The sequence below is a fragment of the Paenibacillus sp. 23TSA30-6 genome (assembly GCF_014858585.1).
Classification (GTDB): Bacteria; Bacillota; Bacilli; order Paenibacillales; family Paenibacillaceae; genus Paenibacillus.
Window position 1 is genome coordinate 13,313 of record NZ_SLTL01000005.1, and the last position, 25,801, is coordinate 39,113.

Sequence of the window (25,801 nt, forward strand, 5' to 3'; positions counted from 1 at the left end):
CAATGGGTGACGAATTTATTGTACACACAGGTTCAATCATTAAAGAGTATTTGGATGATATCGGAGTTAGTACGAAAGAATGTTGCAAACAAATCGGAATAAGTGAAGAATATTTCAATAACTTACTGAACGGAAAAAATATGATTACTGAAGAAGTAGCCAATAAGTTAGAAGAGGTTATTAATGGTATCCCGGCTTCCTACTGGTTGAACTATGATAATAAGTATAGTGAGTTTCTAAATAGGAGAGAAATTGGATTTCAATCGTATGCCATTGATGAGTTAAAAAGCTATGCAAGAAGATTCAAGTTTAACACTGTATTTGGTGGCTTAGACTGGGATCTAACAAGGCAGGCGAAGGAAATGATGAAACTTCTTGGAATTTCAAGTTTTGAACAATTTGATACAACTTATTCTAATCTGAATGTGGACTTTATGGAAGATGGTGGAGAAAAAGAATCAATTGCTATTTGGCTTAATCTAGCTAGAGAAGAAGTTGAAATTCAGAATAAAGACTTATCAGATACCAATTATAGCAAAGAAGTACTTATGAAATCCTTAGACAAGTTTAAACTCCTTGCTTTAAATTCTGATTATGAAAGCTCATTAAAAAGTACTAGGAAATTATTAAATCGTCTTGGTATTTATCTAGTGTTCATTAATGCAATTGATAATAGTAAAGTTCGAGGTGCCCTCACAACATATAAAAAACATCCCGCAATTTATCTTAGTGGGAGATTTAAAACTCATGATCATATATGGTTCGCCCTGATGCACGAAATTGGTCACCTTATAAAACACTATACTCCTGATCGACTAATTATTACTTTTGAAGACGAATTATCTGAGTTAAAGCATACATTAGATACAAAAGAAGAAGAAGCAAATGAATTCGCTAGAGATTTTTTTATCGACAAATCCGACTATAAAAATTTCGTTGATACTAATAAACTAGACGAACAAGGTGTATATGCTTTTGCACAAACTCAAAATGTCCTTCCGGGTATCGTTGTAGCAAGATTACAACACGATGGTTATATTGGGTTTGACAAATTAAATTTTTTAAAGAACAGATAATGTGGACATTGCATATTAAATGCTAATGGATCACTGTAAATTAGAACTTAAAGAATACATTCTTATTTCGAAATTAAGTCATAAGAATGTATTTTTTTGTTGCTTGAAGTGACCTGTCCTCCTACATACCTCTCACAAGATATCTTAATGGAGGGGCTGAAAAATTCGCCCTACTTGTGGTAAGGTTCACCGTATCATTTGTAGGGCGAATTTTTTTCCAAGGAAAGGATTGGGCGATCTCCCGCATTTCAACCCTGATCTCGATTCCGATGAAGGACCTGCTTCGGTAAGAGAACTACGGACACAGCTTAGGGAGGCAAATGATGTACTTTTATGTACATCGGAATATGGGAATGGCGTGCCCGGTGTGTTAAAAAATGACTTGTATTTGAATGCTGGGATTGTAGAAAGAGGGAGCTATTTAATATTTTTCTTTAGTAACAGTAGACGTTCCAATCCCACTGCTCATTTTTTTGAATAGCAAGATGGCAAGAAGTAATGCAACGCTTACAGCAGCCAGACCTACCCAATTTAAATTCAGAACAGAGGTACGATTGATGACAAGGCCGCCTAATCCAGATCCTAGCGCAAAACCAAATTGGATGAAGGAAGTATTTACGCTCAGGGCAATGTCTGGATTTCGAGGTACCAGAGTGACCAAAAATAGCTGCTGAGCAGGGGAAATGCTCCAGGTTGCTAACATAAAGATCATTAAAACTAAGATTAATACAATGATATTGACACCAGCTAGAGTGAATAAAAGGAGCATTGCTCCCTGTAACAGGAGTCCCATACAAATTGTGAATTTTGATCCCTTTGTATCTGCCAATTGTCCACCCACTTTGGATCCGATGAAGCTGCAAATTCCCGCTAGGAATAAAACACCGCTAATTTCGGTTATGGAAAGAGAGGATGCGGCTTGCAAGAAAGGTGTAATATAAGTAAAGAGCGTAGAGTAACCACCAATATAAAATAAAGTAATAGCCAAGGCAGTTACAATTTTTGAATCCTTTAAAATAGAGAGCTGCATCCTGAGGGTAACAGCTTCTTCTTCTCTGATTGCAGGAACCTTTTTATAGATGATAAACAATGGAAGAACGCTTATTATACCGATCAAAATAAACAAAACTCTCCATCCAAACATCTCGCTAAAAAATGTGCCAGCTGGAACACCCAGAACTAATGAACTACTGAGCCCCATTAAAATAATACCGATGGCATTGCCCCTTCTTTCTTTTTCGACGAGTCGTGTCGCTACTGCCATGGCTACTACGGTAGCGATTCCTCCGCTAGCCCCTTGAATAATTCGTACCCATAGTAATGTTTCGTAAGAAAGGTTTACAAGCATGAGTCCGTTGCTGGTAATAAACACACTGAGGGCAGCCATCAGTAGCTTCTTGCGATCCATATTTATTGTTAGTGCAATCAGAATCGGAGCAACAATGGCCGCTGCGAGAGCAAATACAGTCACCAGTAAACCAGCTTCGGAAGTAGATACTCTCAAATCCACGGCGATCATTTCAATGACTCCTGTAATAATGTATTCAATGGTTCCGATTAGAAAAACAGCAAGTGCTAGGATATATATAATCAATTTATTTTTCAATTTAATCCGCTCCTCCTCAGTTTCATTCAAGCAAGAAACTTTTTAGACTTTTATCTATAAATACGGAATCTGGTTCATGCTGTCCAATGCCTGCGCAATGCCCCCACTTGGATTCAATCGGGAGGAAGAATGCATTTGGTATATGTCGTGCTTCAACTTTGCTATCCTGGGGAGGGAAGAAAAGGTCTGTACTTCCCGGCATAACCAGGGCCCGTGCTGTTATCCTGCTTAATGCAAGGTCAAAATCGCCGTTATACGTCGGATTAGCGCTAATGTCACCTGTAATTCCGGTACGTAACATGGTGATCAGGTCATTAGCGTCAAAGGTCAAAAATACTTGATCCCAGTAATCGACGAGATATTCCTCCAGTGTGTGGTAGCCCTCTTTCTGATAGAGCTGCTCTAGATAATAAGCCTGAGAGAACCCCCAAGCTGCGTAGACTCGACCCATGGCTGCCAATCCCGTTTTGGGTTTCTGCGTGTAAAAGCCATTTTTCCAAGCAGAATCAGCCTGAAGGGCAGCGATCATTCCTTCAAATACAACCTTTGCATGTGGCCGGGTCATGGCAGTTCCGCCGAATGGAGCGATTCGTTTTACCATATCGGGATAGCTTGCCCCCCACTGAAAGGTCTGCACAGCGCCTAGTGACCAACCTACAACGAGGGCGATTTCTGCAATACCAAACTTTTGATTCACCAGTTGATGCTGCAGTCGCACATTATCATAAATCGAAATCAGTGGGAAATTTGCTTGATGATAGGGCGATGGCGTATTGCTTGGCGAGGAGGAGAGTCCATTGCCCAACATATTAGGGACGATGATAAAATATTTTTCTGGATCCAGTGTCTTGCCAGGTCCGATTAACCATTCGTTATCAGTATGCAAGCCGGCAAACCAGGTGGGATATACAATCACATTATTTTTGGCTGCATTTAGCATGCCGTATGTTTTGTAGGCGAGAATGGCATTTGGCAGAGTGTCACCGGATTGCAGCAGAACATCTCCTAGTTCATAAATTTCATAATCTCTCATATAAAAAACTCCCTTCCATAGCTAAAAGTATGCACTGCCTTCCTTGTCATCACTCTACGATGCTGCTATTGTTAAGTCAAAGAAACGTTTATGAATAGAACGTTCATTTTTCTTGAATTAAGGAGCGGGAACTCGATGGAATTGCGCCAATTAAAAACCTTTTATACGCTTGCTTCCACACTCAACTTTACCCGAGCTGCAGAAGTGCAGAACTATGTCCCTTCAACGGTTACGATGCAAATGAAGGCCTTAGAGGAAGAATTGGGTGTCAAGTTGGTGGACAGATTGGGTAAAAATGTGACTTTGACCGATGCAGGGAGAACGTTCCTGCGCTATGCAGATAACATATTGAGTGTGGTTGAAGAAGCACAACATGCCGTCAAGCAATCCGGCGAATTGACGGGTACGGTAGTCATAAGTGCCGATGAAACGTTGTGTACGTACCGGCTGCCGGCTGTATTGCGCCAGTTTCGTTTGTGCTATCCAGGGATTCGGTTAATGTTTCGACCGCTGGCTAATTCGAACCTCAAACAGAGCTTGCGTGAAGGGGACGCTGACATTATTTTCATGCTGGATGAGGACAAGGGCGAGACAGGATTTTGCGGTGAAAAAATGCTGGATGAGCCCTTTTATCTATTGGTATCACCAGATCATCCTTTGGCTGCACATACTGCATTGGCCATTGAAGATTTTCATGGCGAGACCTTTTTGTTGACGGAGAAGGGATGTTCCTATCGCACTTTTTTTGATCGAAGTCTTTCACAGAGGGGCATGGGGGGAATTACCGAATTGGAGTTTAACAGTGCTGAGGCTATTAAACAATGTGCGAAAATAGGAATGGGCATTGCCATATTGCCTGAAATGGCCGTGATAGGAGAAGTGAATCGGGGAGAACTGGTTCCGTTGCCGTGGGATTTGACCGCCACATCGTTTGCAACCCAAATGTTTTGGCATGAAGAGAAGTGGATCTCGCCTGCAATCGAAGCCTTTTTGAGCTTGACCAGAGAAACATTTTTGAAAAATAACACCTAAAGAGATTTCGCGCACAGGTGTGCAATTAGAATGATATTTTATCCGACATGGGATCGTAAAGGGTACGCTGGACAGTTTATTCAAACCGAACGCTAATGCGACTAGATCTGAATCGTTACTCATGATCCTACGCATGCTGAATGCCAGTCTTGATCATTCGCTAGATTTAGAATATAAGAATAGAGTCGCTTGAATTCGGCAGGTACTGGTCAAACGGTATATGCTATTTTGTATGCGGCTAAAATGTCGACAGAGTGTTTCGTCGCACTGGATTTTTCGCCGATAGACCTGTTAAGCTGAACCGTATCATAAGTGATAGGAATGCAAATTCGTTACCCACAATGAAAAGCACTTAAATATATTCTACCTAGTTCGGTGCAAAGACTCATGGAGGTTTTGTATTTTATGTCTAAAAAGCATGAAGATAGGGAGAATATTGCATTGCACGTCTGGATAAGGTGCTGTCAGAAGCGTTGAAAGAATTGGTTACTGACAGTCTCGTTGAACGGACGGTATATTCAGAAATACCGCCTAAAGTCTGTTATAAGATCACGGAATATGAATGACACTGAGTTCGATATTTGAAGTGTTGCATGAATGGGAAAAAGAACGCAATAACCAGTCGAACTACTGGCAACGGCTAGTTTTGCTTCCAACGTTTTGAGCAGGCTAAAGCCCCGATGACGACAAGCCCATCAAGCGATTTTTGGCGTGCGCATGCCCCATTCGCACAAGCAGGCAGCCCGCCCCTGGCGTAAACTGAATTATAATCAGTGAGCGAGGTGAACTTCCATGGCACAATCGAAAGAGATGCGTGCACGGGCTAAGAAATTTCAGGGCCGTCCGGTCTATGTCACCCTGCACAGCGGAGAGACTTACGTCGGCTACATCACCGACGTTAATTACGGTGGGTTGGTACTTGCCAGCGCGGGAGTCTCCCCACGCGCTTCTTCCGGGAAGCAAGACTCCCGATCTCTCAAACGCAGAGCCGGTTCGCATGCCCCGAGCGCCCGTCTCGGCAACCGGAGAAGCGGCGCGCGTAAACCGTCTGGCCGTTCGCGCTCCCGCAAGCCGGACGCCAAGGTGTCTGCATTCCTGCCGATGATGGGCTCGCTGTTCGGAGGCCTGGGCGGGCTTGGCGGCGCCACTGCGGGCGCAGGAGGGCTTGGCGGTATGCTCGGCGGCGGCCTGCGGCTGTTCGGCATGATCCAGAAATTTGTCCCGGTCGTGAAGATGGGCTACGGCATGATCAAGTCCATTCGCCCGTTTCTCGGCGCCGTTCAAGGCTTGATGCCCCCGGCCGGTCCGGCCACGCCGGATAACGAATAATCGTATACCTGCGGACTTTAAGCCCTGGCTCACCTTCGATTTAATTATGACGTGGCGGAGCCTGAACATTCGAAATCGGATTTACGAGGAAGCCAATTAAAATGCAAAAAAGCTACTGACATCCCGTTGTCAGTAGCTTTTTTGTACATTAGGAGTATGCGAATAGCGCAGTGTTTGGAGAGGGGGCGACCTTTCTCAAAATCTTATCATAGAGGTGGAATTTATTTATGAGCAATATCAATTGGGAAGTGGATCCGGACCACAGTTCCGTTGAGTTTTCGGTGACGCATTTAATGATTAGTAGAATTAAAGGAGTATTCGAGCATTTCCAAGCGATCTTGAGTTTTGACCCCAACGATTTAACAACCATGGGTATTCAGGCTTCCATAGATGCAAATAGTATCACAACTCGCCAATCGCAACGAGATGAACACCTGAAGAGCGACGACTTCCTTCATGCAGCCAAGTATCCAACCATTACGTTTCAAAGCACCAGATGCGTCCTTGCTGGCGAAAGGCAATATGAGCTTACGGGCAATCTAACTCTGCATGGAGTAACAAAACCCATCACTTTTCATACCGTTTTTGAAGGACTAAACAAAGACCCTCGCGGCCGGGAACGTGTAGGATTTCATTCAACAGCCAGTATCGAACGCAATGAATTTGGCTTGACATTCAACTCGCATCTGGAAAAGGGTGGGATTGTCGTCGGAAATGAAGTGAGAATCGAGCTTTATATCGAGGCAATTAGAATAGATTAGCAATCCTAAAGGTCATCCTTTTATCGGGATGGTCCTTATTCAAAAACTTGCCGTTACAAAAATGGCGGTGAACCGTATCATAAGTAGGGGCGAGTTTTTAGGTTTGGAGAATGGCCCCAATTTCAAAGTAGACATCATAAGCCACCCCCAAGCCAAGTGACTCGTAATACTTACGAGTCACTTGTTCAATAAGCCCACCGGGAAGTTGAGACTGACTTCGGCCTTGCCGTGTGTTTAGTCAGATCGTAGATGCCTTGGCGGCCTCATGTTGAGCCTTCCAAGCCTCCACCCGATTGATCTGGCTTGTAGCATAGCTTGGGGGGAAGAGTTTTATCAACCTGCGTTATCCGACAATACATGGCCATTCCTTCTTTGGTTAGATGAGGCAGTATAAGGCTCCATAGGATGGACAAGATATTTTTCAGCTTTGGAAGAAATTTTTGGAGAAGAATTATTTCCTGTGTGCCATACATATTTATCGATAGTAAAGAAATAGACAAATCTTCATATTGCCCGGCATATAATTCTTCTTTCATAATTCCTTTATTAATAAACCCCTTAAATATGTTGGTAAAAAGCGTATAGAAATCATTAACAACCTTAATTTGCATTTTAGCTATCTCCGGATACAACTTAGGCAATTCTGTAAAACTGGAGAAATAAAAGAAATATTTTTTACGGAATGCATTAAGAATTAAAAACTGCTGATTTAGCCCTTCGATAGAAACCTCCGCTGAGAAATTTAAGTTTTGGTATTCTTCATACTGCATTGCCATAACACCGATCATAAGATCATGTTTTTTTTTGAAATAGTATGTCAAATTACCAGGACTTATATTTAACGCATCGGAAATATCCCTCAATGTTACATATGCATATCCTTTTTTATTAAATAATTCAATTGAAGTCTCAAGGATCTTATCTCTTAAATTAATATCCATGTCTATCTCCTTTAGAGCGTTTGTGCTATGCACTTGAAATCAAAAGCATTATATCATAAATTGTTCCTTCAAGCTGAAATAAGTAGCTTGATTAAGAATACGGAAGAATTCGAGAGATAATTTGCGAAAATCCTCAGCCAATAATGCCATTCCCAATAAAGGCCAGAGTTGAATTACTGCATTTGCAGGAATATACTGGTTTTAGTACATTTGTACTAAAACTTTTCTGAATAATTATTGGAGGGAGTGAATCCACTTGCAAGAAATCAGAAAGAGACCTAGGAGATATCCTGTTTGATGTTAATGGAATTAAACAGTTCTATGACGAGGTTTCCAGCAAGGATAAGAGCCTAGTAGTATATCCAGGGAAAGTTCACAATGCGATTGAACAGGATACAGAAGCACGCTGCTTATTGATTGACTGGTTTGAAGAAAAACTATCAAATGGAGGCAAGCTATGAATCCACTACCTATCGACATTAACGAAAGAAGTAATCACTTTTATGAACTTACTTGGAAAGAAGTACAGATTCCTATGAGAGACGGGAATTATCTCGCCGCAAATCTTTATCAGCCTAATGTGGATGGGAGTTTTCCAGTAATCATGACGATGTGTCCGTATGGAAAGGATCTGCATTTCTCGCAATTTGCTCCTGCTAATCCAACGATCGCAATAGAATATACACACTCGCAGGATAAAGGGCCCTTAATTAGTTGGGAAACACCAAATCCTGAATTTTGGGTGCCACAAGGCTATACTGTCTTGCGAGTAGATGAACGTGGTATCGGTAATTCTCCAGGAAAGCTGGATATATTATCAAATGCTTTGAAGAAGGATTATTATGATGCAATCGAATGGGCTGGAACGCAACTATGGAGCAATGGAAAGATAGGGCTGCTGGGCATCTCCTATTTGGCTATGAGTCAATGGGCCGTGGCATCCGAACAACCTCCTCATTTAGCTTGTATCATACCTTGGGAAGGTACAGTAGATTATTATGCAGAATTCTGTTACCCGGGCGGAATCCAGGCGAACGGTTTTCTTTCATTCTGGTGGAAGAACGGAGTTTTGGCGCATCAATACAATCCCGATGGAAAATTCTCGGAAGAACAATTGCAAGCCAATCGCGCTGATTTCCCGGAGATGGTAAAAAACAATCCATTACGTGATCAATCGTGGACGAATCGATTTTCTGATTTGAGTAAAGTAGAGGTGCCTTTATTATCCGCAAGCAACTGGTTTAGCGCCGGAATGCATACCCGTGGAAATTTCCTGGGTTTTCAGAATGCGGTATCAGAGCACAAGTGGCTTGAAGTACATATCGGGAGCCATGTTGGCGCATTTTACACCGCTCAGGGTCGGGAACTGCAGAAAAAATTTCTGGATTATTGGCTTAAAGGACTCGATACTGGCATAATGAGGGAACCGAAAGTGAAGCTTGCCATTCCTCGCGGAGGCAATAACTACACATGGCGCTACGAGAACGAGTATCCGCTTAAGCGCACCCAATGGACCCGCTTTTACCTTGATGCAAGCTCGAATCTGCTTTCGCAAGAGCCTCCGCAAGCCAAGGCCCAGCTTTGCTATGAAGGCGATAAGGAGTGCGAGTCAAAGCACTGGTCAAAGCCTTTTATGGTGAAAGAATTCTCGAGAGAGGAAAACAATTCAAAGCGTGTTCTGTTTGAAACCGATCCGTTTGATAACGAAACAGAAATTCTCGGGCCTATCAAGCTCCGTTTGTGGGCATCGTCAACTACAGATGATATGGACATTTTCGTATCTTTGCGAAATATTGACTCACTAGGCAATGAGGTCGTTAACTCAGGAGCACTAACAGAGAAATTCCCAATTAGCCAGGGCTGGCTGCGCGCTTCCTTACGTAAAACTGATGATGAATTATCCACGGAGTATAAGCCTTATTACACCTTCGATGAGGTTCAAAAGCTGGTTCCAGGAGAAGTCTATTGCTTGGATATTGAGATATGGGATAGCGCAATTGTTGTAGCTAAAGGAAACCGATTGCTCCTGGAAATTGGAAGCCAGAATCAAAGTGGCTGCGCACTGCTGACTCAGACGGGGGATGACAGGGTTTGGGATGCAGACATTACTCTATATACAGGGGATGAATTTGATTCTTATTTGTTGCTGTCGATCATACCCTAACTGAGTTCAAGTTGACATACTTCCCAACGCCCATGATTTTCAAATACTAAAAGCCAGCCGACTCCAGAACAGCTTCCGATAGTGTCCATCTTCTACCTCCCGATTGTTCATTACGTTCCGTCCATTGTTTGTATATCGCTTATCCCACATCGCCTGAAGATCATTCTAAGTGAAGCGGGCTGAATTGGAAAAAGCGAAGTCGCTCATCATACTCAGAAATTCATTCATATTTCGAAGGCATAAGGGGGGCTCCCCCACTATGTCGCTCATTCGCACATTATTTCTTGACAAGATGAGATTTGGGGACTATGATAACGTGCCGCTCAACTCTACAAGGCAAAATAAAATCAAAAGGCTGACTTTCCGTAGTGCCTTGGCAACGGAATCGTCAGCCTATCGTGCAAATTATCCTACACCATCACTTTCTAACAATGAATAAAAATGATCACGGTCTTCGTCATCACATTTGCCAAGTGTCCGTATCCTAACAAATTCGTGTTGTCCATACATGTCTATTTCCTCACCGTACCTATTGTAGAGCGCGATCATATTGCCATCCTGATTCAACTCCATGTACCCGTAACATTTTGCTTCAGGCGCTTCACCGTAAAAGAGCGTAAATCTGATTTTGATCACTCTGTGCATGCAGATCCTCCTTTTCTGTCTTTCATATTGGCTTTGAATATATACAGTATTATCCATAAAATGTAAACAGATGAGTTTCTACGTGATAACGGCGGAGGAGTGTACCAGTAAGTTGTGAGCGCAGAACCGTAACATAAATAGCAGCAAGTTTTTTTGGGAATAATGAGATAAAAGGAGAGATGGAAATGTCCTATATCGTTGATTTTAATAATGTGTCTACGGTTGGCTTAGAGTCTTCACCTGTAGTAGAAGCGCTTGCTGGTTTGCGTGCTAATGAAGCCCGTTACTTTATGAACAAATACAAGCATGAATTTACGGTTGTTTCAGCTAGTGAAAGCCAGGAGACCCTTGATTATGTGAACCGAATTCTGAAAGAGCGTGATATTGAGTTTGCGGCCAAACCTTTAGAAACGTCACGTTTTCAAGTGGAAAATATTAAATTTGCTTACGTCTTTTATGAGGATGGTCTTGAGGTCAACGTCATGTATACGGTTGATGACCCTAAGAAGCGAGCCGTTGGTTTTAAGCTTTCTGAGGGGATGGAGGTACCAAAGGAGTTAGAAGGGAAGTTTAAGTTTGCTAGGCAGAAGTCAAAACTAGCAGGAACGATTCGGGGTTCGTTTTTTGTAATTAAAGGAGAATATTAAAGTAAGCAAAAGCGCAATTGGAGAAATCCATCCACTTTTTCTATTTGCAAAAAAAGATGCGAGATCAAAGAAAGGGCTATCCCACAAAAGGATGGCCCTAAATCTTGCCGATACAGGCAGCCCACTCTTCGGACGTAAATCAGCTTCTGATCTCTCCGCAAAATTTATCATGACTTGGATTAATTATCTTTGGAGTGTCTTTCCCCCACTTGGTACTCATTCACATGTTCAAACATATATTTCACCGTTACGGGATATTGGCCCGTCAGCTTTTTAAAGTCGTCCGTAAATATATCCATTTTCCCTAAGCGAATAGCTTGTCCAAAGGTAACCATACCTTCAGAAGAGAAGGGGGCTTCGGAGTCCTCCGCAAATTTGCCATCCGTTGTTCTGGGAACACCCATTGCATCAAATATGGCGTAGTTTTCTTCATCCGTGATCTGCTTGTAGGCAATATGATGACCCGTTACTTCATTTCCAATCTTGATAAAGTCGGACATTGTTATTAATTCAGGGCCATTTATATTTAATATCGCCTCATGATAATTGCTTGCTGCTAATGCATAAGCGACAGCCTTTGCACAATCTTTCCGTGAGATATAGGCCATCTTGCCGTCACCCTGGTTATTTTTCAACACGCCGTCAGACTTCACATAGGTGAAGTAATTGGTAACCATGGCTTCCGCATATTGCGAATTACGCAGGAAAATATAATCTAACCCGACACTTTTGATATAATCTTCGGTATATACATGGTCCAGTTTCTCAACACTTGGATTGGATTCATCAGCCGCATTAACCAATGAAGTATAAATGATTTGCTTTACTCCAGCTTCTTTCGCCGCATCGACGACGTTTTTGTGTGCATTTTGGCGTTTTACCCCCACAAAAGGCATGGAGATTAAAGCAAGCTTATCTGCATTAGCAAAAGCTTTTGCAAGACCGTCTATTTTATTAAAATTGGTCACATGCGTTTCAATGCCTTGATCTGCATATTCTTGTAAAGATGCTGGATCATATGCGCAAAAAATAATTTGGTCTTTTTCCACTATTTTTAATAAATATTCAGCCGCTTGTCTGCCCAGATTGCCATCTACACCGGTTAATAATAACTTACCCATGCTCATCGTCACTCCCTGCTGAAATGATCTACACTTATATATTATGTGAAAAAAATAACAATGTATAACACAAAAAACTTATGGGCTATTGCTAAAACGAATTTTGTATTTGTTGCAGGAATGAGTATAAGGCCGGATTAGAATTATTTTTTAAGTAGCCTATTTCGATTTTAAAAGTATGGTGTGAATCATGTATGGGAATGAATCGGACCTCTTCCTTCAGGTCAGCAAGATCATAGTTATCTGGAAAAAAGCCAATTAAATTCTCTGTAATGATATAAAACAGCTCTGTCTCGACATCATCTGCGGTTCGAAGGATGTTGGGCTGATAACCATCTTCCATGGCATGTTGAATCATTAAATAATAGGAGTCTCCAATAACCATTGGATTCAGCATAACAAGCGGATACTTATATAATTGATCCTTTGAGATGGATTCAAAACAGAAGAGGGGATGTTGTTTACTTACAGCCGCGTAGTATCGTCCGCTATATAATGTATGGGTTAGGATTTCCTCTTTCCCTTTAAACTCTGAGTCAAAGGCAACGGCCACGTCATATATTCCTTTTTGCAGATACTCAGCGATATCCTTTAGCAATACTTTATTTAATTCAAGTTTAATCTTTGGATGATTTTCTTTAAATGAAGGAATGAATTTTAACAAGCTTTGGATATCTGTGATCGCAGCATATTCGATGCTCAATAGTTGGGTATTATTTTTCTGGAAATTTTCCATGCTTGTTTTCATATGATTATATTGCTTCCAGAGCACGACGGCCTCTGCATAAAACAGCCATCCCGCTTTTGTGGGTTCAATCGGAATTTGTTTTCTGTCAATTAACTGAATGTTGAACTCATTCTCAAGTGCGGCAATTTGTTGGCTAATTGTAGTCTGCGATACAAAATTTTTCTTTGCTGTTTCTGTAAAGTTTCTACATTCAACGAGATCTATAAAATATTTTACCCTTTTTAGATTCATGTGTACCTCCAATTGTATGAAATTTATTATACCTTACGTTCCCGCCATAAATTCAAGCCAGCATACCCTAATGTTAATGGCAAACCGGCGGTTCATAATTTGGAGGTAATGTCAGCTTATTGGCGCGCGTTGCTAAGTAAAGATATCACGCTTACAGATTCTTAGACACGCCAAGCAGACATGCAAAATGTGAACTTGTGTATCTGCTGACCCGTTGTTAATGTACCGGAGCATCCGAGTTTATCCTAAAAACGGATAAGATAAACCTTATCACAAATAACTGCAAGTTCATTGAACGGAGTAGGGGGAAGATAGTATGCTTATTTCTAATCATTTAAAAAAGTATAAACAGGCGATGCTTTTACTCCCCAAGGCTACATTGCTATCCAAAGAAGACCTGCTGGTTGATGATTTTTTAATGGAGCGCAATGGGCTCCTTGAAATGTACTACGCGCCGCATAATGAGTACATTAATCCTTCTGCCAAGGTGGTCATTATTGGGCTAACGCCCGGTTGGAGACAAATGAGAATAGCTATACAAGAAGCAAAAGCAGGCCTGGAAAAGGGCCTTTCAGATGAGGAGGTATGTAGAAAAGCGAAAGAAGCAGCAAATTTCGCGGGAACAATGAGAATCCATTTGATCGACATGCTTAATGCACTTGATCTTCATCGGCAGTTGAACATATCGTCCTGCGGAGAATTGTTTCAGGAGCATCGGGGGTTGCTGCATACCACTTCTTTGTTCCGGTTTCCGGTTTTCGTTGCGAAGAAAAATTATAACGGAACCCATCCCAATCTAATATCAAACCCATTTCTTAAGAAGGCTGCCCTATTGTCTGTGCATGAAGAGCTCAGAATCGTGAACCAAGCGCTAATTATACCGCTGGGAAAAATGGTGGAACGTGTTCTTCATCTTCTTGTGCGGGAAGGGAAGCTAGATGCTGAACAATGACAGAATGATTGAATATCTACCCCGCATCGGAAAAACAGCCCAAAGAGAGATCGACCTCTATTCAAAAAAGGTGATCTCTCCGTGGTTAAAGATTCACATCCACTGAATTGCTTTCAGCCATTTTTCATGCCGTGTAGCTTCTACCTATTCCCCTTACGCACCTTTAACAGCTTGCCTTTTACGGTCGTATTCTTCATAATCTCCAGTACCAGTGGGCCCTTGCCATTCAGAATCTCAACATCTGTCACATTATCAAGAATCGTAATAATCCCGATATCGTCTGCGCTTACCCCGTCCAGCTTAGCGATTGTCCCAACAAAGTCGACAGCTCTGAGTTTCTTCTTCTTGCCGCCATTGAAGTTCAGCTTCATAATCTGTTGGTTTAATTGCTCGCGCTTATCTTTTTTGAGTTCAGTTCTGACATGTAACTTCTGTTCAAAATCTTCTCTACGGAGATCCACAGCCTCTTCTGAGGGAGCTTTTACTTTCGGAATAGCGAATCCAATATATGCTTCAATATCGGCTAATCGTTTGCTATCCTTAGGAGTGACCAGGGTAATGGCTTTCCCTGTCTTGCCTGCACGTCCCGTACGTCCCGTGCGATGAACATAGCTTTCCTTCTCAAGGGGAATATCGTAGTTAATGACATGGGTGATATTGGTGATGTCGATCCCCCTTGCGGCAACATCTGTTGCGATCAAGTAACGGAATTGCCCCCTTCTGAACGCATTCATCACCTCGAATCGCTCATCCTGCTCCATTCCACCATGAATCCGGTCACATGGATATTCGAGATCAGCCAATGCTCTGAATAATGTATCTACATTCTCCTGCGTACGACAGAAAATAATACAACTGTCAGGATTCTCAACAATGAGCAGATCTTGCAGCAGTGCCAGCTTGTCCGATTCGTTCACCTGGATAAGAGAGTGATCAATCGTGGCTGTCGTTATACCAGTCGCTTTTATTTCAATTTCAACAGGATTGTTCATATATTTACGCGACAGTTTGGCTACATCTTCAGGAAAAGTAGCGGAGAATAACATCGTAACCCTGTCATCAGGCAGAGCCTGGATGATGGACTGAACTTGCTCGATAAAGCCCATATTCAGCATTTCGTCAGCCTCATCAATCACGAGATAGGCAATCCGATCTAACGATAGCGTGCCTCGTTCAATATGGTCCAGTACACGTCCTGGCGTACCTACAGCGACATGCGTTCTTTGCTTTAACTCGGCCTTTTGTATATGAAAAGGATGTTTGCCATAAAGGGGCGTTGCTTTTATCCGCTTAAAGCGTCCAATATTCGTGATGTCTTCGGTGACCTGTAATGCGAGTTCACGGGTTGGCGTCAGGATTAAAGCTTGGGGTTTATTCTCATTCCAATCTACTAACTCGCAAAGTGGAATACCATATGCCGCTGTTTTGCCGCTACCTGTTTGCGATTTGGCGACAAGATCCTTCTTTTCAAGCGCAACTGGAATGACTTCCGTCTGAATTTCGGTGGGCGTCTCATAACCCAAGCTATTCAGCGCTCGTACAATTTCTTCACTTAATGGGTAATCTGAAAAATGCTTTTGACTCATTTTCAACCTCTTCTGCGCTGTATTTGAATACCTATACATATAGAATGTCATCGTGTATCGAACTTATACTCATATAGTATACTCTATATTCAGGTTCACTCTAATACATATCAATGATTCCCCCAAGCTTGCCGTTACAGACATCGCAGTGATTGTATCCCAAGCGACATGCACGAGTGCCACAAATGCCTCTTGGTCACGAAACTGATTAGCCCCGTTTGGCTGAGTTGGCAATGACCTGCTCGGCAGAATAGGGAGGTACTGATTACCAATCCATTTTTGAAGATCAATGACTACTAGAGCTGTTTGGTTCCAATTGTTGGTTCTCTTCGTTTTGGGCATCTTTCTTTCCAGGCCAGGGACTCTGTTGACCTTCAAGTTACGATCAATATTCCTTTGGATGACTCAACAAAAGAAAAAATGAAGAGACTCCTTGGCTCAGGTCATCGCTTTACTAGTTAAGCAAGTACGGTGAACCGTACCACAAGGATAGTAGAGCGGAATGTCGAATTAGTCCTGTATAATAAGTTGTGGGCGATTTATCACTTTTTTTTTTCATAACGAAATGGTTTATAATTAGTAGATAATAGTCGATATAATTTTTAAAAGACTATAAACTAGTTATAATAGAGACAGAAAAGGTATGTTCCTGAGTGGAGCCTTCTTCTTGTATCACCTAAGCAGGAGGGCCTGCTCTTTTTTGCAAATATAAGAGATAAGGAAGGTTTTTATGAGCAACATACAGAAAAAAACAGACGTTATCTTAATTGGTGCCGGAGTCATGAGCGCGACTCTGGGATCATTGCTGAAAGAGTTAGCACCGGAATGGGAAATCACAGTGTTTGAGAAACTCGCAAACGCAGGAGAAGAAAGCTCTAACGAATGGAATAATGCGGGTACGGGCCATGCTGCACTTTGCGAGCTGAACTATACATCCGAGAAAGCTGACGGATCTATAGATATTAGTAAAGCTGTAAACATTAATGAGCAGTTTCAGCTCTCAAGACAGTTTTGGTCTTTTCTTGTAAACAGCGATTTGATTCGTAATCCGCAGGACTTTATCAAGTCAATACCTCATATGAGTTTGGTAAGCGGAGAAAAAAATGTATCTTTTTTAAAAAAGCGATTTAAAGCGCTATCAAACGTTTCTCTGTTTCAAGGAATGGAATTTTCCGATGACCCTGAAAAGCTGAAAGAATGGATTCCGCTGATCATGGAAGGCCGCACATCGAATGAACCGATCGCGGCAACCAAAATCGACTCGGGAACAGATGTCAACTTTGGTGCTTTAACACGTTTGTTGTTTGACCATTTAAAAAGTAAAAACGTCGAGATCAAATACAAGCATAGTATTAAGGATATTAAACGCACGAGCGATGGCTCGTGGGAAGTCAAAGTGCATAATCTTGATAACGGTAAAATCGAATACCATACTGCGAAATTCATCTTTATCGGCGGTGGGGGCGGAAGTCTGCCTTTACTACAAAAAACCGGTATTCCTGAGTCCAAATATATTGGGGGATTCCCGGTAAGTGGACTATTTATGGTATGTAACAATCCTAAAGTTGTCGCGCAGCATCATGCAAAAGTATACGGTAAAGCTAAGGTTGGTGCTCCTCCCATGTCTGTTCCGCATCTGGATACAAGATATATCGGCGACAAAAAAGCACTGTTGTTTGGGCCGTTTGCTGGCTTCTCACCAAAGTTCTTGAAAGCGGGTTCAAATTTGGATCTGATCTATTCTATAAAACCAAATAACCTCTTCACGATGTTGGCAGCAGGTGTAAAAGAGATGGCGTTGACCAAATACCTGATCCAGCAAATGATGTTATCGAATGAAAAGCGCCTGGAAGAATTACGCGAGTTTATTCCGAACGCCAATATCGAGGACTGGGAGATCGTGGTAGCGGGTCAACGTGTGCAGGTGATCAAAGATACGGAGGTCGGTAAAGGCACCCTTCAATTTGGTACGGAAGTGGTTAGTGCCGCTGATGGCTCGATAGCTGCATTGCTCGGCGCTTCTCCGGGTGCTTCTACTGCTGTTAACGTTATGCTGGAAGTATTAGAAAGATGCTTCCCACAACATATGAAAGAGTGGGAACCGAAAATAAAAGAAATGATTCCTTCTCATGGCGTGTCACTGGCGGAAAACCCAGAGCTTTTCCAAGAAATTCATGCTTTCACAACGCAGGCGCTGGGTTTGGGCGAAAAAGAACCGCTTCATCGTTAATTTTGGATGTAGAAACAAGGATATCTCGGGCTTGTATTCCTTTCTTTAGAAGCAGTTCGTTGATATATTGATATATCCTTTTTACCGTACTTTTACCTTTCCTTCGGTATCAGTGCTTTCCTTGCTCAATTATCCATATTATCCTTAGATGCAGATAATGTGTCATACCAAACGGTTTAAGGTGAAAATAATGATCGCAGATTTAATGCAAAAAGTGATGTTTATTTATAGCCAATGAGAGGATTAGATTAGCATGCTATATAGACTGAGAGGATTCTCAGTCTTTTTCGTTGCCGAAGCAACCAACGATTGTAACCTGCACCGAAGTGGAAGCGGGATGAAATTTTGTGCTTCCGGGCATGTTAGGGAAAAAGACATCGAGGGGAGTGCATCAAGATGGCAAGAAGAAGGAGGAAATATGCGGTGCCAGGGGTGGAACAGGGAATGCAGGCTTTCAAAGCAGATGTAATGAGGCAGGAAGGATATGCCGTTGATCCGAATCATCCGGACGACGTAAAATACGAAGTTGCTAAGGAGCTTGGTGTACCTCTGCATCCAGGTGACAATGGCAGTCTGACTACGGAATCAGTGGGCCATGTAGGCGGCAAAATTGGCGGTTCCATGGTTCGGGAAATGATCCGTCTCGCCCAAGAGCAATTAGCGAACAGGGACAGTCCTGAAGACAACTAGGAGTACGCCATGCATTGGAAAAAGCTATTGTAATGATCGTTTGTATCACATTCGTATGGCCTTTTTTGACAGCAAATTCTGAAGTGTCTGCTGCATCTTATGAAAGCATTGACACCATTACACTGCAGAAGTCATCTTGCTCTATAGGCGAAGGATGAACTTTGGACTCATCATACAGCTCTAGTCAAGAAGTCAACCCAAAGCGGCTTGCTCACAAGGCTGAGGATGAAGAGAAAAGTACGACGTATCCTCCTACGCTCAAGAGGGCTTAAAGTTGGAGTATGAGAAGTGGAAGTTGGAAAGGGCACCCGATCGGGTGCCCTTTGTACTGCCGTATAGTGATTCCTATTCGTAAAAATTGAATTCACTCCAAATTACTTAAGAAGTGTAAGTGTCACCTTTATCGTGTTATCAATAAAGGATCGCTCTGGACGAGACTTTATCATTACGGTCAGTCCAATTAACGATACGACTAACGCCTGTGATACAGCCTTCGCATCGAGCCCGATCTCAAGCTCGCCTGATTGTATACCTCGTTCAATGGTTTCTTGAAATATAACCGATAGGTACATTTGATGTTCCCTTGTAAGAATTTCAAATTTCTCATCATGAGGTGCAAGTTCAACCATTGTATTGATGCAAAAGCATCCTTTTCTAGGGTTTTCTGCATATTCCTCCTCGACCACACCTTCAAAAAAAGTTCTAAATGCTTCTTTTACAGATGGGTTGCTTTGAAGTTTGGTTCGGATCAGAGCAGCACGGGACATCATGTATTTGCGCAGCGCAGCTTCGAACAATTCTTTTTTGCCTCCAAAAGCTGAATATATACTGGGGCGTTGAATTTCCATTCTGGAAGTTAAATCACTTAATGAGGTAGCCTCATATCCCTTCTCCCAAAATATTTGCATAGCTGCATCTAATACTTTTTCTTCGTCAAATTCGCGGATTCGTCCCATAATCAATACCTCTCATTACTCTTGATTTTATTCTTAATTCAATGACTCTGATCATAATTGACAGGAGTCTTTATTTGCGTACCAATTAGTATGTTATTATATTATAATTAGCCTGTTAGATTGTCAAATGCAGTTTGGTTTATCGCACCGAGGAGATATCGATATGAAGATAAATCAAAGTGTTTTTACTAAATTTATTGACATTATTCTTTTTGATGAGTTATATTTACTGGGAAAAATATTTTACCGATCAGTATGATATTTTATCGGTATTTAATTGGCATACAAAGAAAGCTATTAGAATTGGAGAGATGGACCATGGAGATAGGTATTACTTCGTTTGTAGAAACAAAGCCTGACGTTCAGACAGGTGAAGTGATAAGTCACGCACAGCGATTGCGCGAAGTTGTCGAGGAAATTATCCTTGCTGATCAAGTGGGACTTGATGTGTTTGGGGTAGGTGAGCATCATCGGCAGGATTATTCGGCATCTTCACCAGCAATTGTGCTGTCAGCGGCTGCAGCGCAGACGAAACGGATTCGGCTGACCAGTGCAGTGACAGTGCTTTCTTCAGCTGATCCCGTTCGCGTTTTTCAGGATTTTGCTACGCTGGATGGTATTTCGAATGGACGTGCGGAGATTATGGCTGGCCGGGGTTCCTTTATTGAATCTTTTCCACTGTTTGGCTATGACTTGGATGACTATGATGAACTGTTTGAACAACATTTGGAATTGCTCCTTAAAATACGGGAGTCCGAAAAAGTAACCTGGAAGGGCGGGCATCGGCCAGCGATTAACAATTTGGGCGTGTATCCACGACCGGTTCAGAATCCTTTACCGATATGGGTTGGCAGCGGTGGCAGGCAGGATTCTGCTATCCGTGCAGGTCTGTTAGGACTGCCCTTGATGCTGGCGATCATTGGCGGAAATCCTACGAATTTTGCACCGCTTGTCCAGCTTTATAAGAAAGCAGCAGCGCACGCTGGTCATGACGAATCGCAGCTTAAGGTTGGATCGCACTCGATAGGATTTGTCGGAGTGAATAATGAACGAGCTGCAGATACATATTTCCCTTCTACGATGGCAGGTATGAATAGATTAGGCAGGGAGCGAGGCTGGGCGCATTATGATCGTTCTAGCTACGATGCCGCGCGCAGCTTTGAAGGTGCGCTGTATGTTGGCGATCCTGAGACTGTTGCCCAGAAGATCATTCACCTTCGCAAACATGTAGGCGTTACACGCTTTATGCTGTATGTTCCGTTAAGCACGATGCCGCATGCCGAGGTGATGAGGGCCATTGAGCTGCTGGGAACAGAGGTAGCACCCCGAGTTCGGAAGGAAATAGCCCAGTGGGAAGCGGAGACGGAAAAAAGATTATAAAATCCAAACATAGGAGTGATTCGCATGGATTTTGAAAATCGTTTGTTACCAGAATTAAGGTCGGTAATCGCACAATTTCCTGGCTTTCAACTGGAAGAAAATTTAGAACTGAGCAGAAGCTATTTGTCGAGTCCTCCCATTGAGCAGTCGGAGCACGTACGCACGACAAGCCGGATGATTCCGAGCGTAGCAGGCGAGATATTAGTCAAAATCTACGAACCTGCCCAGCGAACTGACGTTAGGCTTCCGGCCATGCTGTGGATTCACGGGGGAGGCTATGTGATGGGGCATCCTGATATGGACGATGCTTTGTGCGAACGCTTCGTGCAGGCGGCCAAATGCGTCGTCGTATCGGTCGATTACCGACTTGCTCCCGAGCATCCCTACCCAGCTGCCATCGATGACTGTTATGCCGCTTTGACGTGGATGACCGATGAAGCTGAGCTGCTGGGCATCGACTTGGATCGCATCGCAATTGCCGGTGCAAGCGGGGGCGGCGGTCTGACCGCAGCACTTGCTTTAATGGCTCGTGACAAAGGCGGGCCAGCCCTCATTTTCCAAATGCCGCTGTATCCGATGATCGATGACCGCAATATTACGGCCTCAAGTCATGAAATTACGGCCGATAATGCACCATGGAACCGGACGAACAACTTGGCGGCCTGGAACATGTACTTGGGCGATCGTACCGAAGACAGCGAGGTGTCCCCATATGCGGTGCCATCGAGAGCGGAAAACTTGGCTGGCCTGCCGCCGACCTATACGTGCGTAGGCCAGCTCGATCTGTTCCGAGATGAGACGATTGAATATACGACGCGCCTTGCCCAAGCGGGTGTAGACGTCGAATTCCATCTGTATCCCGGCACATTCCACAACTTTGAAGGGATGGTTCCGCAAGCAGAAGTAAGCCAGCTTGCCAGCCAAGGTTATGTGGACGCGATTGCAAGAGCGCTTAATCCTTAAACTATTAAAGGAGCTGTCTCCAAAGGTCTGAAACGACTGGGGAGATAGCCCCTTTGTAATACACAGTTCAGGATTTTGCAAAATTCGATTCCTGTCGCCCCCTAGTACAATATATAGACGAGCTAGACCATTTCGATCTATATATTGTTCATTCAAAGTCGCTTATTGGATTTTTGCAAATTCCTCAGTTATCAAAGATGGTAGGGAATGAAATTCGTCATTTCAAGGATTACACGTTTGTTTGTCTTAAAAGGAGGCCCTGGTACGGGGAAATCAAGGCTTATTCGAGAAATTGGAGAGCATATGGCACAGCAAGGCTATGAGATATGGATTTTTCATTGCGCAGCGGATAACGATTCGTTGGACGGAGTAATTATAAACAATTTAAAAGCAGGAATCGTGGATGGAACGGCACCACATGCCATTGAGACCGAACTGCCTGAGACAGTCATCGTACACGTGGATGTAGAGCAGGCAGCCGATAGGCTTCAGTTAAATCTGCAGAAGCAATTTTTCGCTTAGATTTAATTGAAACGATGTATAGCAAAGGATCGCAGATGTTTGGCTGTCCCGCAAAGGATGTAAAGTTTTTCGGGTTAAATCTTTATTTTCACATGTAGCAAAAAATAACCATTCATTATTATAATTGTAAATGTAAGCGCTTATTTAATTCGAGGTATTAAACCTAATACGTGTGAGGAGGAGATTATATGTTGAGAGTTAAAGTAGGCAAGTTGGTGAGCAGTTTAGCGTTGGCAGGTGTGTTGTTATCTTCTGTTCTGGTAAATCAGGCTGATGCTGGTCTGGCGAAGGGAAACAAATTCCTCGGGAATGTCATTGCCGGCAGTGTCCCTCCTAGTTACGGAACGTACTGGAATCAGGTGACGCCGGAGAATTCAACCAAGTGGGGCTCGGTTGAAGGCAACCGTAACAATATGAACTGGTCGCAGGCAGATACCGCCTATAACTATGCCCGTAATAATGGATTTCCGTTCAAGTTTCACACCTTGGTATGGGGCGCCCAGGAGCCAGGATGGATTGGCGGACTGTCGGCTGCTGATCAGAAGGCGGAAGTGACTCAGTGGATTAAAGCTGCCGGTCAGCGCTATCCGAATGCGGCGTTTGTAGATGTGGTGAATGAGCCACTGCATCAGAAGCCGTCCTTCCGCAATGCGATTGGTGGTGACGGGTCGACCGGATGGGATTGGGTAATATGGTCGTTCCAACAGGCCAGACAAGCTTTTCCAAATGCCAAGCTGCTTATAAATGAATATGGAATTATCAACGACCCTTCATTAACCGACCAATATGTCAATATTATTAATCAGCTCAAGAGTAGAGGCCTGATTGACGGAATTGGCATTCAATGCCACCAGTTCAGCATGGACACTGTCTCAGTTAACACGATGAACACTGTACTGAACAAGTTAGCGGCAACAGGATTGCCAATCTATGTGTCGGAACTGGATATAACCGGTGATGACAATACCCAGCTTGCCAGATACAAGGAGAAATTCCCGGTATTATGGCAGCATTCCGCGGTGAAGGGAGTTACGTTCTGGGGATACATCCAGGGGCAAACCTGGATATCGAATACACATCTGCTGAATACGAACGGCTCGGAACGTCCCGCGCTCCAATGGTTGAGACAATATCTGGGCAGCTAGTGCCAATGGCGATGCCAAAAACCCCAGATGTGGGAGTTTTGCTGAGCGGGGGAGACGTTTACTTGACTAAGTCTTTTGTAGAGCGACTTTAAAGCTTAAGCCTTGGGTGAAAAGATGTGCTCCCAAGGCTTTTTTCTTTTTAACCTATATGCACGAATATATAGAGCACACTTGGCAATTACTAAATGCATAACTTTAACCCACTTGAAATAATTTGTGGTTTGCGGAAATGTTCGGGCTTGCTCCTCCAGATGAACAAATGAGGCAAGAAATTATGAAAGAATTAAAGACATATATAGGAGAATGAATAATGGCCTATCTTTTTTGTCAATCTCTATTGTTGGTGAGCTTATTGGAACTTCAATGCTTAAAGCTTCAGAAGGTTTTACCAGATTGTATCCGACTCTATTCACAATTGTTGCGTTTGTGATCTCTTTCTTCTTTATCTCCCTATCCCTTAAGACGCTTCCTTTAAATATGACTTATGCCATCTGGTCAGGTGTAGGAGCTGTTGCTACAACGCTTATTTCAGTATTGATTTGGAAAGAAAAAATCAATACAGGAAGTATCGCAGGTATTGCTTTAATTGTTATTGGCGTGGTGGTACTGAACCTATTTGGTGCAGGACATGGTGAGGCAAAAGCTACAACAGAAGCAACTAGTCCAATCGTTCAAAAATGAGATAAAGATTTTCGGGCCGAGGATACAAACACGCTTGAAGGCATAAGGGCATTCGTCGAGAAAGTTCTTGTTCCGCACGGCGTGACGGTATGATTTTTAGTCATTTAAATTTTTTTGATTGAATTGAGGATATAATAAGTCTATAATGTCGATTGTAGAGTGTTTCATATTCACCATACGGAAGGAGGGAGTTCTATAATTAAAGAGTTCTATGATTAAGGAGTTCAACAAGGACCGTCAGGTTAAATTTTTATGACATGATTTTTTATCATTGTAGATATTAGTAGACTTTAAAATCTATTTAGTAGAAGGGAAGTCTAATTAATGACCCAGTCTTTATTTGATCCCGAAGTATGGAAGGCTGCTTGGATAAACGATCCGGAAGCCGGTGTAAATCGAATGCTTAGAGCGGGAACGGTACCGGCTCATTCGTTTGATGATATGGCAAGGGCAAGAAGCTTCCACAAGCAGGCATTTAATGAAGAGGGAATAAAGAGAACAGCCAGAATTATGGGATGGCTAAGGACACAGGGAGTTACCATTGAAGACTCCTCTATCCTGGATATTGGTGCTGCCTCCGGTGTCTTCAGTATTCCTTTTGCAGAGGAAGGGGCCCATGTTACCGCCGTTGAGCCTTCAGTACCGTTGACAGCCTTAATGGAGGAGAGTATCAAGCCATCGATAAAGGGAAACGTTAAAATCGTGCGGGAACAATTTGAGGAGTTGTCTATTGAGACGAACGGATGGCAAAACAAATTCGATCTGGTGTTTGCATCCATGTGTCCAGCCATTTTCGGTTGGGAAATGGTAGAGAAGGCGCTCGCCTGTGCCAGTCGGTTTTGTTACATTAGTACGATTGCCGGACCTAAGGAGCATAGTCTGATTCAGGAACTGCGCCCTGTAGTCGGAATCAAGGAAGATCCAGTACAAACTTCGGATATGTTCTATATCATCCAACTACTAAATATATATGGCTATTCTTTTCAAACCCTGATTACTCGTGAAACCCAAACGGTAATGATGTCGGTGGACGAGGCGGTAAAACATACATTAGGCTGGTTCTCATTCTTCGGGATGCCAACAGATGAACAGTCGCTACAGAAAGCAGAAGCCTATTTAAGAAAGACATACGCAGGGAAGAGAATCCCTGTTCAGCAAGGAGGACGCTTTGGTAAAGTTCTGGTCCGAATAAAGGATCAGCATATGTATTAATCGTTTGGATAAGTAATATTATAAGTCCAGTTTCCGGAAGGGAAACATGGACTTTTTTATGTGCAAATGCACAATCAATTTCGTCTGTTCTTCAATATTTTTAATGGCCTGCAATCGATATAATGAAAGCGTAATCAAAAATTGCCCGGG

General features: G+C 42.8%; 27 protein-coding genes. 18 read left to right on the forward strand and 9 right to left on the reverse strand.

Going from position 1 to position 25,801, the window contains the following annotated elements:
* The first annotated feature begins 2 nt into the window (after positions 1 to 2).
* Both E0698_RS05910 and E0698_RS27605 read left to right on the forward strand, forming a co-directional pair.
* Positions 3 to 1,076, forward strand: coding sequence for an ImmA/IrrE family metallo-endopeptidase (locus E0698_RS05910; protein WP_192510919.1), 1,074 nt, complete (start codon positions 3 to 5; stop codon positions 1,074 to 1,076).
* 229 nt (positions 1,077 to 1,305) lie between these two features.
* Positions 1,306 to 1,557: an NADPH-dependent FMN reductase gene (locus E0698_RS27605; protein WP_443146900.1), complete on the forward strand. Its 252-nt coding sequence runs from the start codon at positions 1,306 to 1,308 to the stop codon at positions 1,555 to 1,557.
* Here E0698_RS27605 and E0698_RS05915 read toward each other — a convergent pair.
* Positions 1,498 to 2,682 carry an MFS transporter gene (locus E0698_RS05915; RefSeq protein ID WP_192510920.1) on the reverse strand — a complete coding sequence of 395 codons (1,185 nt, stop codon included), beginning with the start codon at positions 2,680 to 2,682 and terminating at the stop codon, positions 1,498 to 1,500. The genes E0698_RS27605 and E0698_RS05915 overlap by 60 nt on opposite strands.
* 22 nt (positions 2,683 to 2,704) lie before the next feature.
* Complete coding sequence (locus tag E0698_RS05920) at positions 2,705 to 3,715, reverse strand: alpha/beta fold hydrolase (protein WP_192510921.1); 1,011 nt, start codon at positions 3,713 to 3,715, stop codon at positions 2,705 to 2,707.
* A 135-nt stretch (positions 3,716 to 3,850) separates the two neighbouring features.
* Here E0698_RS05920 and E0698_RS05925 point away from each other — a divergent pair, with 135 nt between their 5' ends.
* The 5 genes from E0698_RS05925 (at position 3,851) to E0698_RS05945 (ending at position 6,837) form a co-directional block, all read left to right on the forward strand.
* Complete coding sequence (locus E0698_RS05925) at positions 3,851 to 4,747, forward strand: LysR family transcriptional regulator (protein WP_192510922.1); 897 nt, start codon at positions 3,851 to 3,853, stop codon at positions 4,745 to 4,747.
* A 40-nt stretch (positions 4,748 to 4,787) separates the two neighbouring features.
* The gene (locus tag E0698_RS27610; RefSeq protein ID WP_192511057.1) at positions 4,788 to 4,940 is read left to right on the forward strand and encodes an S-layer homology domain-containing protein; all 153 of its coding nucleotides are present in this window, start codon (positions 4,788 to 4,790) and stop codon (positions 4,938 to 4,940) included.
* A 265-nt stretch (positions 4,941 to 5,205) separates the two neighbouring features.
* On the forward strand, positions 5,206 to 5,313 hold the full coding sequence (locus tag E0698_RS27615) for a winged helix-turn-helix transcriptional regulator (RefSeq protein ID WP_202894798.1): 108 nt from the start codon (positions 5,206 to 5,208) through the stop codon (positions 5,311 to 5,313).
* 226 nt (positions 5,314 to 5,539) lie between these two features.
* Positions 5,540 to 6,076 carry a hypothetical protein gene (locus tag E0698_RS05940; protein WP_192510923.1) on the forward strand — a complete coding sequence of 179 codons (537 nt, stop codon included), beginning with the start codon at positions 5,540 to 5,542 and terminating at the stop codon, positions 6,074 to 6,076.
* Positions 6,077 to 6,303: 227 nt separating this feature from the next.
* Positions 6,304 to 6,837, forward strand: a complete 534-nt coding sequence (locus E0698_RS05945) for a YceI family protein (protein WP_192510924.1) — start codon at positions 6,304 to 6,306, stop codon at positions 6,835 to 6,837.
* A 263-nt stretch (positions 6,838 to 7,100) separates the two neighbouring features.
* Here E0698_RS05945 and E0698_RS05950 read toward each other — a convergent pair whose 3' ends face one another.
* A complete protein-coding gene (locus E0698_RS05950; RefSeq protein WP_192510925.1) occupies positions 7,101 to 7,778 on the reverse strand; it encodes a TetR/AcrR family transcriptional regulator in 678 nt (225 codons plus the stop codon).
* 457 nt (positions 7,779 to 8,235) lie between these two features.
* On the opposite strand from E0698_RS05950, the gene E0698_RS05955 reads away from it, so the two are divergent.
* Positions 8,236 to 9,942 (forward strand): CocE/NonD family hydrolase, encoded by a 1,707-nt coding sequence (locus E0698_RS05955; protein WP_192510926.1) that lies wholly within the window; start codon positions 8,236 to 8,238, stop codon positions 9,940 to 9,942.
* A gap of 405 nt (positions 9,943 to 10,347) precedes the next feature.
* Here E0698_RS05955 and E0698_RS05960 read toward each other — a convergent pair whose 3' ends face one another.
* Entirely contained in the window at positions 10,348 to 10,587 is a 240-nt protein-coding gene (locus tag E0698_RS05960; protein ID WP_192510927.1) for a hypothetical protein, read from the reverse strand.
* A 185-nt stretch (positions 10,588 to 10,772) separates the two neighbouring features.
* On the opposite strand from E0698_RS05960, the gene E0698_RS05965 reads away from it, so the two are divergent.
* A complete protein-coding gene (locus tag E0698_RS05965) occupies positions 10,773 to 11,234 on the forward strand; it encodes a phage tail protein (protein ID WP_192510928.1) in 462 nt (153 codons plus the stop codon).
* Between the two features lie 179 nt (positions 11,235 to 11,413).
* Here E0698_RS05965 and E0698_RS05970 read toward each other — a convergent pair whose 3' ends face one another.
* A complete protein-coding gene (locus E0698_RS05970; RefSeq protein WP_238353876.1) occupies positions 11,414 to 12,361 on the reverse strand; it encodes an NAD(P)H-binding protein in 948 nt (315 codons plus the stop codon).
* 85 nt (positions 12,362 to 12,446) lie between these two features.
* Entirely contained in the window at positions 12,447 to 13,334 is an 888-nt protein-coding gene (locus E0698_RS05975) for a LysR family transcriptional regulator (protein WP_192510929.1), read from the reverse strand.
* Between the two features lie 316 nt (positions 13,335 to 13,650).
* Here E0698_RS05975 and E0698_RS05980 point away from each other — a divergent pair, with 316 nt between their 5' ends.
* Positions 13,651 to 14,286 (forward strand): hypothetical protein, encoded by a 636-nt coding sequence (locus tag E0698_RS05980; RefSeq protein WP_192510930.1) that lies wholly within the window; start codon positions 13,651 to 13,653, stop codon positions 14,284 to 14,286.
* A gap of 140 nt (positions 14,287 to 14,426) precedes the next feature.
* On the opposite strand, the gene E0698_RS05985 is transcribed toward E0698_RS05980, so the two are convergent.
* Together E0698_RS05985 and E0698_RS05990 are read right to left on the reverse strand one after the other, a co-directional pair.
* Positions 14,427 to 15,872, reverse strand: a complete 1,446-nt coding sequence (locus tag E0698_RS05985; protein WP_192510931.1) for a DEAD/DEAH box helicase — start codon at positions 15,870 to 15,872, stop codon at positions 14,427 to 14,429.
* Between the two features lie 69 nt (positions 15,873 to 15,941).
* Positions 15,942 to 16,214 carry a hypothetical protein gene (locus E0698_RS05990; protein ID WP_238353877.1) on the reverse strand — a complete coding sequence of 91 codons (273 nt, stop codon included), beginning with the start codon at positions 16,212 to 16,214 and terminating at the stop codon, positions 15,942 to 15,944.
* A 388-nt stretch (positions 16,215 to 16,602) separates the two neighbouring features.
* Between E0698_RS05990 and E0698_RS05995 the strand changes: the two genes are divergently transcribed.
* Complete coding sequence (locus tag E0698_RS05995) at positions 16,603 to 18,102, forward strand: malate:quinone oxidoreductase (protein WP_192510932.1); 1,500 nt, start codon at positions 16,603 to 16,605, stop codon at positions 18,100 to 18,102.
* Between the two features lie 396 nt (positions 18,103 to 18,498).
* Positions 18,499 to 18,792, forward strand: coding sequence for an alpha/beta-type small acid-soluble spore protein (locus E0698_RS06000; protein ID WP_134911822.1), 294 nt, complete (start codon positions 18,499 to 18,501; stop codon positions 18,790 to 18,792).
* 374 nt (positions 18,793 to 19,166) lie between these two features.
* On the opposite strand, the gene E0698_RS06005 is transcribed toward E0698_RS06000, so the two are convergent.
* Positions 19,167 to 19,748 carry a TetR/AcrR family transcriptional regulator gene (locus E0698_RS06005; protein ID WP_192510933.1) on the reverse strand — a complete coding sequence of 194 codons (582 nt, stop codon included), beginning with the start codon at positions 19,746 to 19,748 and terminating at the stop codon, positions 19,167 to 19,169.
* A 318-nt stretch (positions 19,749 to 20,066) separates the two neighbouring features.
* On the opposite strand from E0698_RS06005, the gene E0698_RS06010 reads away from it, so the two are divergent.
* From E0698_RS06010 to E0698_RS06035, 6 genes are all read left to right on the forward strand, one after another.
* Positions 20,067 to 21,128 (forward strand): LLM class flavin-dependent oxidoreductase, encoded by a 1,062-nt coding sequence (locus E0698_RS06010; RefSeq protein ID WP_192510934.1) that lies wholly within the window; start codon positions 20,067 to 20,069, stop codon positions 21,126 to 21,128.
* A gap of 24 nt (positions 21,129 to 21,152) precedes the next feature.
* The gene (locus tag E0698_RS06015) at positions 21,153 to 22,091 is read left to right on the forward strand and encodes an alpha/beta hydrolase (protein WP_192510935.1); all 939 of its coding nucleotides are present in this window, start codon (positions 21,153 to 21,155) and stop codon (positions 22,089 to 22,091) included.
* 207 nt (positions 22,092 to 22,298) lie between these two features.
* Positions 22,299 to 22,613, forward strand: coding sequence for a hypothetical protein (locus E0698_RS06020; RefSeq protein WP_192510936.1), 315 nt, complete (start codon positions 22,299 to 22,301; stop codon positions 22,611 to 22,613).
* A 188-nt stretch (positions 22,614 to 22,801) separates the two neighbouring features.
* A complete protein-coding gene (locus E0698_RS06025) occupies positions 22,802 to 23,758 on the forward strand; it encodes an endo-1,4-beta-xylanase (protein WP_192510937.1) in 957 nt (318 codons plus the stop codon).
* Between the two features lie 303 nt (positions 23,759 to 24,061).
* Positions 24,062 to 24,439: a DMT family transporter gene (locus E0698_RS06030; protein WP_149094390.1), complete on the forward strand. Its 378-nt coding sequence runs from the start codon at positions 24,062 to 24,064 to the stop codon at positions 24,437 to 24,439.
* A 324-nt stretch (positions 24,440 to 24,763) separates the two neighbouring features.
* The gene (locus E0698_RS06035; protein WP_192510938.1) at positions 24,764 to 25,651 is read left to right on the forward strand and encodes a class I SAM-dependent methyltransferase; all 888 of its coding nucleotides are present in this window, start codon (positions 24,764 to 24,766) and stop codon (positions 25,649 to 25,651) included.
* Positions 25,652 to 25,801: the final 150 nt, after the last annotated feature.